This is a genomic window from Streptomyces sp. NPDC037301, from assembly GCF_055602785.1.
Genome location: NZ_JBVJWD010000044.1, coordinates 50,315 through 62,561, shown reverse-complemented (window position 1 = coordinate 62,561; position 12,247 = coordinate 50,315). Strand labels below are relative to the sequence as shown.

Annotated in this window: 8 protein-coding genes and 2 pseudogenes; 8 read left to right on the top strand and 2 right to left on the bottom strand. The window is 68.9% G+C overall.

The features are described from left to right. Positions 1 to 81 (bottom strand): annotated as a pseudogene (locus ACZ7IB_RS39160) (electron transfer flavoprotein subunit beta); the annotation flags it as partial. Positions 82 to 226: 145 nt separating this feature from the next. Here ACZ7IB_RS39160 and ACZ7IB_RS39155 point away from each other — a divergent pair. From ACZ7IB_RS39155 to ACZ7IB_RS39145, 3 genes and pseudogenes are all read left to right on the top strand, one after another. Next, on the top strand, positions 227 to 898 hold the full coding sequence (locus ACZ7IB_RS39155) for a TetR family transcriptional regulator (protein ID WP_470919312.1): 672 nt from the start codon (positions 227 to 229) through the stop codon (positions 896 to 898). A 154-nt stretch (positions 899 to 1,052) separates the two neighbouring features. Continuing rightward, a complete protein-coding gene (locus ACZ7IB_RS39150) occupies positions 1,053 to 1,403 on the top strand; it encodes a Zn-ribbon domain-containing OB-fold protein (RefSeq protein ID WP_470919307.1) in 351 nt (116 codons plus the stop codon). A gap of 70 nt (positions 1,404 to 1,473) precedes the next feature. Beyond that, a pseudogene (locus ACZ7IB_RS39145) lies at positions 1,474 to 2,239 on the top strand (oligopeptide/dipeptide ABC transporter ATP-binding protein); the annotation flags it as partial. 987 nt (positions 2,240 to 3,226) lie between these two features. On the opposite strand, the gene ACZ7IB_RS39140 reads toward ACZ7IB_RS39145, so the two are convergent. After that, the gene (locus ACZ7IB_RS39140) at positions 3,227 to 4,249 is read right to left on the bottom strand and encodes a LacI family DNA-binding transcriptional regulator (RefSeq protein WP_398633393.1); all 1,023 of its coding nucleotides are present in this window, start codon (positions 4,247 to 4,249) and stop codon (positions 3,227 to 3,229) included. Between the two features lie 408 nt (positions 4,250 to 4,657). Between ACZ7IB_RS39140 and ACZ7IB_RS39135 the strand changes: the two genes are divergently transcribed. The 5 genes from ACZ7IB_RS39135 to ACZ7IB_RS39115 all read left to right on the top strand — a co-directional run bounded on the left by ACZ7IB_RS39135 (position 4,658) and on the right by ACZ7IB_RS39115 (position 12,197). Beyond that, complete coding sequence (locus ACZ7IB_RS39135) at positions 4,658 to 5,944, top strand: ABC transporter substrate-binding protein (protein WP_470919306.1); 1,287 nt, start codon at positions 4,658 to 4,660, stop codon at positions 5,942 to 5,944. Between the two features lie 139 nt (positions 5,945 to 6,083). Then, entirely contained in the window at positions 6,084 to 6,953 is an 870-nt protein-coding gene (locus tag ACZ7IB_RS39130; protein ID WP_470919310.1) for a carbohydrate ABC transporter permease, read from the top strand. Then, on the top strand, positions 6,950 to 7,810 hold the full coding sequence (locus ACZ7IB_RS39125) for a carbohydrate ABC transporter permease (RefSeq protein WP_093894819.1): 861 nt from the start codon (positions 6,950 to 6,952) through the stop codon (positions 7,808 to 7,810). The genes ACZ7IB_RS39130 and ACZ7IB_RS39125 overlap by 4 nt, the downstream gene beginning before the upstream one ends. Positions 7,811 to 7,856: 46 nt before the next feature. Beyond that, positions 7,857 to 9,110, top strand: a complete 1,254-nt coding sequence (locus ACZ7IB_RS39120; protein WP_398633395.1) for a glycoside hydrolase 5 family protein — start codon at positions 7,857 to 7,859, stop codon at positions 9,108 to 9,110. A 57-nt stretch (positions 9,111 to 9,167) separates the two neighbouring features. After that, positions 9,168 to 12,197, top strand: a complete 3,030-nt coding sequence (locus tag ACZ7IB_RS39115; RefSeq protein WP_470919305.1) for an alpha-mannosidase — start codon at positions 9,168 to 9,170, stop codon at positions 12,195 to 12,197. The last annotated feature ends 50 nt before the right edge of the window (positions 12,198 to 12,247 follow it).

Sequence of the window (12,247 nt, the reverse complement as noted above, 5' to 3'; positions counted from 1 at the left end):
CAGCGTCAGGTCATCGGCGAAGTGCCGGTCGCCGGTGGCGTCGGGCACGTACTTCACACAGACAACGATCCTCAAGCTCACGCCGGCTCTCCTACCTGGGTGTGGTTCGTATCGACGACAATATGGCACTCAGTACCCTCTGTAAAGGAACCCGGTGCCAGAAGGGGCATTCCGGTGCTACGTTCCCCGCATGACTGACGCACGCAGACCAGCGAAGAAGCCCCCCATGCGGGAGGTGCTCGCCCAGGCGGCCTTCCAGCTCTTCCTGGAGCGGGGCTTCGAGCAGACCACGGTGGACGACATCGTGGCGCGGGCCGGGGTCGGGCGCCGGTCGTTCTTCCGGTACTTCCCCTCCAAGGAGGACGCGGTCTTCCCGGATCACGAGCGCTGCCTTGCCGACATGACGGCGTTTCTTGCGGAGGCCGGTGACGCGGAGCCGGTCGACGCGGTGTGCGACGCGGCCCGGCTCGTGCTGCGCATGTACTCCGCAAACCCCGAATTCTCCGTCCAGCGTTACCGGCTCACCCGGGAGGTGCCCGGGCTGCGTACCTACGAACTGTCCGTGGTGCGCCGTTACGAACAGACGTTGGCCGGCTATCTCCGTGACCGGTACGGCGAGTCGGGGGACGGCGCGCTGCGGGCCGAGGTGATCGCCGCTTCCGTGGTCGCCGCGCACAACAACGGGCTGCGGACCTGGCTGCGTTCGGGCGGCGAGGGGGACGCGGAGGCCGCGGTGGATCAGGCACTCGGGCTGGTGCGCCAGGTGTGGGGGAGTACGCCGGCCGGGGGTGCGTCCCCGGCCGCCACCGACGGTGACGTGGTTGTCATGGTTGCCGCCAAGGGGGCCCCGATGTGGCGCGTCGTGCAGCAGATCGAGTCGGTCATCGGCCAGGGCTGACACCGGGGCCGACCTCGGTATGGCACTGAGTGCCTTTACGTTTCGGCACTCAGTGCCCTATGGTGCGGACGCGCCGACGTGCAGGTGCGGCGTATCCGAGCCGAGCGCAGGGGGTCGAAACGTGTCCCAGTCATCAAGTGGCACCGTGCAGACGGTGCATGAGGAAGCCGGCCTGTGCTACCACCGGTGCCGCTGGTGCGGCACGGCCTCCTTCCGAAGGCTGCTGTGTCCGGTGTGCGCATCAAGTGATCTGAAGCCCGAACACAGCGCCGGTCTGGGTGTCGTGGTGAGGTCCGGCGTCGTGCATCGCTACACGGACGCGGCACGCAACGAGTCCCTCGTCAGGCTTCCCGAGGGCTTCGTGTTCCGTTGCCGTGTCGTGGGCGCCGCACCGCACCAGGTGTCGGTCGGCGCGCGGGTGCGCCCGGTTGCCGGCGCTGATCGGGATGCGGGCGAGGTGGTCTTCGAACTCTGCGACCCGCCCAGGAGTGACGACTGGTTCTGAGCCTGCGCGAGACCGGCCTGCGCGTCGCCGCCGTGGTCCGCGGCGGCGACGCCCTCCCTCTATCTGCTGAATATTCGGCCTCGTCGGCGAGTCCGGCAGTGGCAAGTCGACCGTCGGCCGCTGTGTCGTACGCCTCGACGAACCCACCGGCGGCACCGTCCACATCAACGGCACCGACGTCACCCACCTCTCCCTCCGCGCCCTCCGCGCCCTGCGCCCCCTGCGCCCCCTGCGCCCCCTGCGCAAGGACTTCCACCTGGTCTTCCAGGACCCGTCGTCCTCGCTCGACCCCCGCATGACCATCGGGCAGATCATCGCCGAACCGATCAAGCTGCACCGTCAGGCCCGCGGCGAAGCCGTACGGGCACGGGTCGAGCAGCTCCTCGCCCAGGTCGGACTGCGCCCCCGAGCACGCCGACCGGCACCCGCACGAACTCTCCGGCGGACAACGCCAGCGCATCTCCATCGCCCGCGCGCTCTCCTGCGACCCCGACCTCGTCGTCGCCGACGAACCGACATCGGCGCTCGACGTCTCCGTCCAGGCATCCGTACTCAATCTGCTCGCCGACCTCCAGCGCGACCGCGGCTTCGGCAGTCTGTTCATCACCCACGACCTGGCCGCCGTCGAGTTCCTCGCCGACCGGATCGCCGTGATGTACCTCGGGCAGATCGTCGAACAGGCCCCGACCGTCGAACTGTTCGCCTCCCCGAAGCACCCGTACACCCAGGCGCTGCTCTCCGCCGCGCCGGTCCCCGACCCGGTCGAGCAGCGCTCCCGCGAACGCATCGTGCTGCACGGCGAGCTCCCCAGCCCGCTGGATCCCCCGCCCGGCTGCCGCTTCCACACCCGCTGCCCGCTCGCCACCGACCGGTGCCGCACCGAGGTCCCGGCCCGCGCGAACTGCCCGGCGGCCGGCAGGTCTCCTGCCACCTCGTCAAGGACGACGGCACCGCCCCGTACGCGGCCGCCTGACTCCCCGTACATACGATCCGCACCGAACTCCAGAACCTCGCACGTCGCAGCAAGTCGTGTTCACCACCCGGTCGACCCTCCGGGGCACCTTCGGCCTGGTCCTGAAATCCTTGCTCCGAAGCCGGATCCTGCGCGACGTAGTACGGCGCGCAGGACCTGCTGGTCCCTGCGCAGTGCAGGGCGTGAGTTCTCTTCGTTCTGTTGAGTCCGACCCAGCACGACGGAGCGAACTCGTCATGGAAGAAGCGAGCGATACCTCCTGGCGGGTCATTCCGGCCAGGGGCCGCGCCAGGGCTGATTCAAAGTCTCGGTGACCAAGCCTGTGTGCGGCACCCTGGCCGCGGTGCGCGCTGGGCGCCGCACTCACCGGAAGTCCGTTACTGGACGATGACGGCCCACCGCGTGTCACTGATTCCTGTCTTGATGCGCAGCAGCGCCGTACAGAACGTTTGCGACTGACCGAGGCAGGACGGGAGGGCCCGCAACGGCCCCGGCACCGGCGGGACGAAGAAGCCCGTGCCCCCACCTGGGCCCGCGGCCCTTCGGGTGAGCCGAGCCGGCTGGCAGCCCTTCCCGCCCGCTCGGCCGCGGTCAGTCGGCGGGCCTCCTCCCGGACCGAGACGTGCCGGCGGCTTTCGCTGGTGAACAGCACCCGTTTCCACGCCTCCCGCCGGTCGCGCAGCCGCAGCCCGGCAGGGCGTTCACGGAGAAGCGCGACCCGGTCCGGTCCGGGCACCGAGCGCGTCGCGGGGGAGCCCCGGGGCGTGATCGTCGGAATCCGGTATCCCTACGCTGCCACGGCCCGGCAGCCGGTAGCCGCACTCGGCTCGGCCGACGCGACGGGCTCGCCTCATGAACCGCCGTGCGCCGCGGCCGTGCTTCCGCGTTCGATCAGCCCGGGCAGAGGTACCTGTACGGTGCGAGCGGCGCCGCCGTCGAGCAGCGAGGTCAGCTCCCGCGCGGCGATCCGCCCGAACGCGATCGTGTCCCGGGACAGCGCGGTCAGCCAGGGGGCCGTCAGCCGGCACAGCGCGGAGTCCTCCCACGACACGATCGAGACATCGGCGGGGACGCAGTGGCCGAGGCCCGCGATGACCGCGGCTCCGGCCGCGGCCATCACATCGTTGTCGTAGATGATCGCGGTCGGCGGGGCGGACTGTTCCAGCACCCGGCGGGTGACGGCCGCTCCCTCCGTGTCGGAGTAGTCCGTGGTCACCGAGTGGGCCTCGGCCAGCCCGCGCCGGTCGGCCTCGATCCGCAGGGAGCGGATGCGCCGGTCGGTGTGGGCGAGCGAGGGCAGACCGGCGATGTGCACGATGCGCCGATGGCCCAGCTCGTGGAGCCGGCCGACGATCGCCGCCATCGCGCCCGCATCGTCCGCGCGTACCTGCGAGAGGCCGGGATGCGGACCGGTGTCGCTGCCGGGCAGTGCGCCGATCACGACCCCCGGCAGCCCGAGTTCGTCCAGCAGGTCGGTCCGGGGGTCGTCGGTCCGCGGATCGACGACCAGCACCCCGTCGACCCGGTGCTCCGCCCACCAGCGCCGGTAGACGGCGCACTCGGCCTCCACATCCTCCACCACCTGGAAGAGCAGGCCGAGTTGGCGCTCGGCCAGCACCTCCTGGATCCCGGAGATCAACTGGAGGAAGAACGAGTCCACGCCCAGGCTCGCCGCCGGGCGTGCCACGACAAGCCCCACGGTCGCCGACCCCTCGCCCGACAGTGCGCGGGCGGCGGTGCTCGGCCGCCAGCCCAGCTGCTCGGCGACCCGCCGAACGCGGTCCCGGGTGATCTCCGAGACGCCGGGGCGGTCGTTGAGGGCGAAGGACACGGCGCTCTCCGACACTCCGGCACGCTGGGCGATGTCCTTCATGGTCGGCCGTCGCGCAGGTGTGCGCCTGGTAGGCGGAGTCTCTCCGGCCGGCGGCCGCTTCGGTGTCACCCGGTGCTCCTCTTCCTGCGTTGCCCGTGGTCCCTGGGAGGTGCGGTGTTCCCTCGCCCCCGCGGGCATCGTAAGCCTTCCGAGCGTATTGGTCGACCGAAGTTCACCGGCGACTAAAGCGCTTGAGTGAAGGTGGCCTAAAGCGCATTAGTCATGCATCGCCGCAGCCTGCTCACACCCATCTGACCTGCAAGGATGGTGAATGGTGAAGTTAATTTTGAGCAAATGTATTGACTTTGCGCCGTGTGCATTGGAAAGTCTGCTGGGCATACGCAGCCGGTGGGCCCACGTCCCGGCTCGCTGTCCGCACGCCTGGTCCGAGCAAAGGAGCCGTTCACCGTGCGCATCTCCCGCAGGGCAGTCGCCGCTGCCGCCGTTCTCGCCACCGTCCTGCCGCTGAGTGCCTGCGGCGGTGGATCCGATGGAGGCTCGTCAGATGCCTCCGGCAAGGTCGAAGGCAAGATCACCTTCCAGACCTGGAACCTGCAGGCGAACTTCAAGGACTACTTCAACGGGGTGATCGCGGACTTCGAGAAGAAGTACCCGGGGACCGAGGTCAAGTGGGTCGACCGGCCTGGCGAGGGCTACGCGGACAAGATCAGTGCCGACGCGGCCGGAGGCACCCTGCCGGACGTCGTGAACGTCTCGCCCGACCTGGTCGCACCGCTGGCCAAGGCCGGGATCGCACTCGACCTCGACAAGGCGGCATCGAAGTACCGCAAGGAGTACCTGCCGGGCGCCTGGCGGAGCCATCAGATACCGGGCACGGAAGGGACGTACGCCTTCCCCTGGTACCTCAACACCGGACCGCTGTTCTACAACAAGAGCCTCTTCAAGGATGCCGGACTCGACCCCGAGAAGCCGCCGGCCACCTACGACGAGCTCTTCGACTCCGGTCTGAAGCTGGCCGAGAAGAGCAAGGGCAAGATCGCCACACTGGCGAACGTGCCCGCCATCGAGGACTTCGGCCGCTATGGCGGGCAGCTGATGAACAAGGAAGGTACGGGCTTCGCCTTCAATGACGCCAAGGGTGTTGAACTCCTCACGCACTACAAGGAGTTGTACGACGCCAAGGCGCTCGACCCGCAGGCGCTGACCGCGACCCCCGAGTCGTCGGGCCACAAGTTCCTCACCGGGTCCGTGGCGATGAACCCCGGCAGCGCGCTGGATCTGGACCGCTTCAAGAAGCAGGCCCCGAGTCTCTACAAGAACATCGGGATCACCGACCAGATCAGCAGCACCGGCAAGGCCAACATGTACGTCATGGGCGTCATGGTGAATGCGCAGACGAAGCAGAAGCCGGCGGCCGTGGCCTTCGCCCACTACGTGACCGACGCGACCCGGCAGGTGGAGTTCGCGAAGCAGGTCGCCATCTTCCCGAGCACCGCCGGGTCCCTCGACGATCCGTACTTCTCCAAGGAGGACGGCACTGACGAGACGCGCGTCCGGGTGGCCGCCGCCAAGTCCCTGAAGACGGCCGTCAATTACACACCGGTTCTCTTCAGCGAACAGATGAAGACCGAGTTGCGCAACCAGATCGCCAAGGCGCTGCAGGGCAAGCAGAGCCCCAAGGAAGCTCTTGACAACGCTGTCAAGACCTGTGACCGGCTACTGCAGCAGAGCTGAGCCCCTCGTGAAGACCCTCACTGTGAAGACCCGCGGCGTCAACACGCGCACCGCAGCGACGGCGACAGGGCCGGATGCCGGCGAGGCGGGACCGGCGGCCCGGAGTGCGCGCTCCGGCAGCCGCCGACCCGCCCACCGGATCAGCCGTCATCTTCCCTTCAGCCCCTGGCTGTTCGCGGCACCCGGCCTGCTCGTCGTCGGCGCCTTCAGCCTGTTCCCGTTCTTCAGCACCCTGGTCAACGCCTTCACGGACCGTCGGACCCTGGTACCAGGGAAGTTCGTCGGCCTGGCGAACTTTCAGGAGCTGATCCACGACGAGATGTTCTGGATCGGACTGCGCAACAGCGCGCTGTACGTCGTCGGCGTCGTCCCCGCGCTCGTCATCCTGCCGCTGCTGCTGGCGATGCTCGTCCAGCGCCACATCCCCGGCATCACCTTCTTCCGCTCCGCCTTCTACACCCCCGTCGTCGCTTCCATTGTCGTCGTCGGTCTGATCTGGGTGTGGATGCTCGACGACCGGGGGCTGATCAACGCGCTGCTGGAGGCCGTGGGGATCGGCAAGGTCGGCTTTCTCAGCGACCAGTGGCTGCTGCTGTTCAGTGCGATGACGGTGACGGTCTGGAAGGGGCTCGGCTACTACATGATCATTTATCTGGCCGCGCTGGCCAGCGTCCCCCGGGAGCTCCACGAAGCCGCCTCCGTGGACGGCGCCGGAGCCGTGCGCCGCTTCTTCACCGTGACCGTCCCCGCTGTCCGCTCCACCATGGTTCTGGTCGGAGCGCTGGCGTCGGTCGCCGCCTTCAAGGCCTTCTCCGAGGTCTACCTGATGGCCGGCCCCTCCGGCGGCCCGGCAGGCGAGGACACCACGCTGGTGATGCTCGTCCAGCGCGTCGGTACCGGACTGACCGGGCGGGTCGGCTACGCCTCCGCCATCTCGGTCGTCATCTTCGTCGTGACGGTCGCCCTGATGCTCCTGGTGCTCCGCGCCGACCGCAAGGAGGACGCATGAGCTTCCTGAGTATCACCGATGCCGAAGGCCGCCGCATCCCGGTCTGGCAGCTCCTGCTGCGCTACGTCCTGCTGCTCGCCGTACTCGTGCTGACCGTCGGACCGTTCCTGTGGCAGCTCTCGACGTCGCTCAAGGGGCCCGGTGAGGACATCTTCAGCTCGCCGCCGAAGTTCTTGCCCAGCCATCCGACCCTGGACAACTACACACGGGTCGCGGACACCATCCCGGTCTGGGACTACGCGCTGAACTCCCTCAAGGTGGCCACCGCCAATGTGGTCACCAACTGCGTCGGCTCCGCCCTGGCCGGCTACGCGCTGGCCCGGTTGCGCTACCGCGGGCGCAGGGCTGCCACGCTGGCGTTCATCCTCGCCATGCTCGTACCCGTCGAGGGCATCATCATCGCCCAGTTCACCACCATGCGTGAGCTCGGTCTGAACAACACCCTGATCGGTGTGCTGCTGCCGGGATCCGTCGCGGCGATGAACGTGCTGCTGATGCGCAACGCCTTCCTCAACCTTCCGCACGAGGTGGAGGAAGCTGCCTTCATCGACGGCGCGAACGTCTGGCAGCGCTTCTTCTGGATAGCTCTGCCCTCGGTCAGAGGGACCCTCGCCGTCGTCGCGATCTTCGCCTTCATGGGGGCCTGGGACGACTTCCTGTGGCCGCTGATCGTGCTGAGCGACCCGGCGAACTTCACCCTGACGATCGGGTTGAACTATCTGCACGGCACGTTCGCGAACGACGAACGGCTCGTCGCCGCTGGCACGATCATTGCCGTGCTCCCGCTCATTTTGCTCTTCGCCTGTCTGCAGCGCTTCTTCTTCCGGGGGGTCGGCGAAGGCGCCGTCAAGGGCTGACCGATTCGCCGCCACCCGCACCACAGAACCAGGACACCCGTACCGTATGAGCAACTCCACGCCGCGCTTCGGCGTCAACTACACGCCCAGCCAGGGCTGGTTCCACCACTGGCTGGACTTCGACCTCGACGCCGTGCGCGCCGACCTGGACTCGATCGCCGCACTCGGGCTCGACCACATCCGGGTCTTCCCGCTCTGGCCGCTCTTCCAGCCCAACCGCACCCTGATCCGGCCGCGCGCCGTCGAACAGCTCGTCCAGCTCGCCGACGCCGCGGCGGAATGCGGCCTCGACGTCAACGTGGACGGACTGCAGGGCCATCTGTCGAGCTTCGACTTCCTGCCGGCCTGGACGCAGACCTGGCACCGGCGGAACATCTTCACCGACCCCGATGTCGTGGCCGGCCAGGCCGAGTACCTGCGTACGCTCGCGGCCGCTCTCGCCGACCGCCCCCACTTCATCGGCATGACGCTGGGCAACGAGATCAACCAGTTCTCCGGCCCCCCGCACCCCGACCCGGACGCCATCACCCCCGAACAGGCGGGCAGTTGGCTGCGTACCCTGCTCGACGCCTGTGAGGGGGGAGCACCGGGGAAGCTCCATCTGCACGCCGAATACGACGCCGCCTGGTACCAGGACGACCACGCGTTCACCCCCGCCCACGCGGCCCGGATCGGCGCCCTCACCGCCGTGCACTCCTGGGTCTTCAACGGCACTGCCCAACGGCACGGCCGTACCGGAACTGCCACCGAGCACCACGCCGCGTACTTGATCGAACTGTCCAAGGCATGGGCCACGGACCCGCACCGACCGGTCTGGCTGCAGGAGGTCGGCGCCCCGTCCCCGCTCATTCCCGCCGAGCATGCCGCCGCGTTCACCGAGGCGACCGTCGCGAACGCCCTGGACTGCGAGGACGTGTGGGGCGTCACTTGGTGGTGCTCCCACGATGTGTCCCGCTCTCTGGCCGACTTCCCCGAACTCGAATACAGCCTGGGCCTGTTGACCAACGACCGGCAGGTCAAACCGGCCGGCCGGGCCATCGCCCGGATCGTTGAGGAGCAGCGGGCGAGGGCCGACCGGCCAGCTCCCCGCACCACGGCCCTGGTGGTCGACACCGGTGACGACGAGACCGCGCCCCGCCGTTCGACCTGCGCCCCCGGCGGCACGTTCTTCGAAGCGTTCGCCCGGCTCACCGCTGACGGGGTCCGGCCCACGGCTGTCCTCGCGAGCCAGGCCGGGAACAAGGAACACCTGGACGCCCGCGGGATCACCGACGTCCTCAAGCCCGACGAGGTCCGATGACCGCGCACCCGCACCTGTATCCGCCCCCGCACCCTCATCCAGCTCGGAGCCACCCTCATGCATGACGACCGCAACCTGGTCGAAGCTCGTCTCAAGCGCGTCCTCGACGAGCGCATCCGGCCGGCCGTCCACCCGGAGTCCATACCGTTGGACGTCGCCGTCTGGAACGCGCCCGGTGAGCCCGTTCCGGTCACCGAGGGCCTCGCCGCCCCGACCGAACCGATCGCGGTCGGTGACCGGTGGGGCGCGCCCTGGGGCACCTGCTGGTTCCGGATCTCCGGGACCGTCCCCGAGGCGTGGGCGGGCCGCACCGTCGAGGCGATCCTCGACCTCGGCTTCGACGAGAACATGCCCGGCTTCCAGTGCGAGGGCCTGGTCTACCGGCCCGACGGTACCCCGGTGAAGGGCCTCAACCCGCGCAACCAGTGGGTGCGCATCGGCGCCCCGGTCGCGGGTGGCGAGGATGTGCTGCTGCACATCGAGGCGGCGTCCAACCCGGTCATCCTCGACTACCACCCCTTCCTGCCGACGCAGCTCGGCGACAAGGAGACCGCCGGGAGCGAACCGCAGTACACCCTCGCCCGGATGGACCTGGCGGTCTTCGACGAGAACGTGTGGAACCTCGTCCAGGACCTGGAAGTGCTGGGCGAACTGATGCAGGAGCTGCCCGTCGAGGGGGCCCGCCGCTGGGACGTCCTGCGTGCGATCGGCCGCGCCCTCGACGCGGTCGACCTGCAGGATGTGAACGGCACCGCGGCCGCCGCCCGCGCCGAACTCGCCGCCGTCCTCACCACGCCCGCGGAGCCGACCGCCCACCGCATCAGCGCCGTCGGCCACGCGCACATCGACTCCGCCTGGCTGTGGCCGCTGCGTGAGACGGTCCGCAAGGTCGCCCGTACGACGTCCAACATGACCGCGCTCCTGGAGGACGAGCCCGACTTCGTCTTCGCGATGTCGCAGGCCCAGCAGTTCGCCTGGATCAAGGAGCACCGTCCCGAGGTCTACGCCAAGGTCAAGAAGGCCGTGGCGGATGGGCGGTTCGTGCCGTCCGGCGGCATGTGGGTCGAGTCCGACACGAACATGCCCGGATCCGAGGCGATGGCCCGTCAGTTCGTGCACGGCAAGCGGTTTTTCCTCGACGAGTTCGGCGTCGAGAACGACGAGGCGTGGCTGCCCGACACGTTCGGCTTCGCCGCCGGGCTGCCGCAGATCATCAAGGCCGCAGGCTCCAAGTGGCTGCTCACACAGAAGATTTCGTGGAGCCAGACCAACAAGTTCCCGCACCACACATTCCAGTGGGAGGGCATCGACGGCACACGGATCTTCACCCACTTCCCGCCTGTCGACACCTACAACTGCTCGATGAAGGGCAGTGAGATCGCCCACGCGGCGAAGAACTTCAAGGACAAGGGCGTCGCCCGGCACTCCCTTGCGCCGACAGGCTGGGGGGACGGCGGGGGTGGCACCACTCGCGAGATGATCGCGAAGGCCGCCAGGATGCGCAGCCTCGAAGGCTCGGCGACCGTGACCTGGGAGACGCCCACCGACTTCTTCACCAAGGCGGAGGCGGAGTACCCGAACGCGCCGGTGTGGGTCGGCGAGCTCTACCTGGAGCTGCACCGCGCCACTCTGACCAGCCAGGCGAAGACCAAGCAGGGCAACCGCCGCAGCGAACATCTGCTGCGCGAGGCCGAGCTGTGGGCCGCCACCGCCGCCGTACGGACCGGTTTCCCCTACCCGTACGAGCAGTTGGACCGGATCTGGAAGACGGTCCTGCTGCACCAATTCCACGACATCCTGCCCGGTTCGTCGATCGCCTGGGTGCACCGCGAGGCCGAGAAGACGTACGCGGCCGTCGCAGAGGAGCTGAACGGCATCGTCGACGCTGCGATGCGCGCCCTGGCCAAAGACACCCCGTCGGGGGAGACGCTTGTCTTCAACTCTGCGCCGCACACCCGCGGAGGGGTTCCGGCCGGTGGCGCCGCGGCCGTCACCGTCGGCAGCGGCGGGCGGCTCGCACCGCGCGAGGACGGCGGATACGTACTCGACAACGATCTGCTCCAGGTGGAGATCGACAGCCGTGGCCTGGTGGTGTCCGCGTACGACATCGGTGCCGAGCGCGAGGCCGTGGCGCCCGGCCAGGCCGCGAACCTGCTGCAGATCCACCCCGACTTCCCGAACATGTGGGACGCGTGGGACGTCGACGCGTTCTACCGCAACACCGTCACCGACCTGACGGACCTCGACGAGCTCACCCCCGTCGAGGAGGGGGGAGTGGTCGGCGTACGCATCGTTCGCAGCTTCGGCGACTCGAAGGTCACCCAGCAGCTGACGCTCTCCCCGGGTGCCAAGCGGCTCGACATCGACACCGAGGTCGAGTGGCACGAGACGGAGAAGTTCCTCAAGGCGGCGTTCCCGCTGGACATCCACGCCGAGAGGTATGCCTCCGAGACGCAGTTCGGGCACTTCTACCGGGCCACCCACACCAACACCAGTTGGGAGGCCGCCAAGTTCGAGGCCTGCAACCACCGCTTCGTCCACCTGGAGGAGCCGGGCTGGGGCGTTGCGCTCGTCAACGATTCGACGTACGGCCATGACGTAACCCGGTCCGTCCGCGACTGCGATGCCGGGACGACCACCACCGTCCGGGTGTCGCTGCTGCGCGCCCCGCGCTTCCCCGACCCGGAAACGGACCAGGGCGTGCACCGCTTCCGGCACGCGCTCGCGCCGGGCGCGGCGATCGGCGACGCGGTCCGCGAGGGCTTCCGGATCAACCTGCCGGAGCGCCGGGTCGTCGGCGAACGCGCGGTGGCTCCGCTGGTGACCGTCGACAACGACGCGGTCGTCGTCAGCGCCGTCAAGCTGGCGGACGACGCGAGCGGCGATGTCGTCGTACGGCTCTACGAGTCGACGGGTGGCCGTGCCAGGGTCCGGCTCGGTACCGGGTTCGAACTCGTCGGCATGACAGTGACCGACCTGCTGGAGCGGCCGCTCGCCGTGGGGAACGTGCCGGTGCGGGTGGACGGCGGCGTACAGCTGTCGCTGCGCCCGTTCGAGCTGGTCACGGTGCGTCTGACGCGCGGCTGAGCGGAGCCGGGCCCGCCCCTCGGCAGGGGGGCGGGCCAACTCCGATCAGT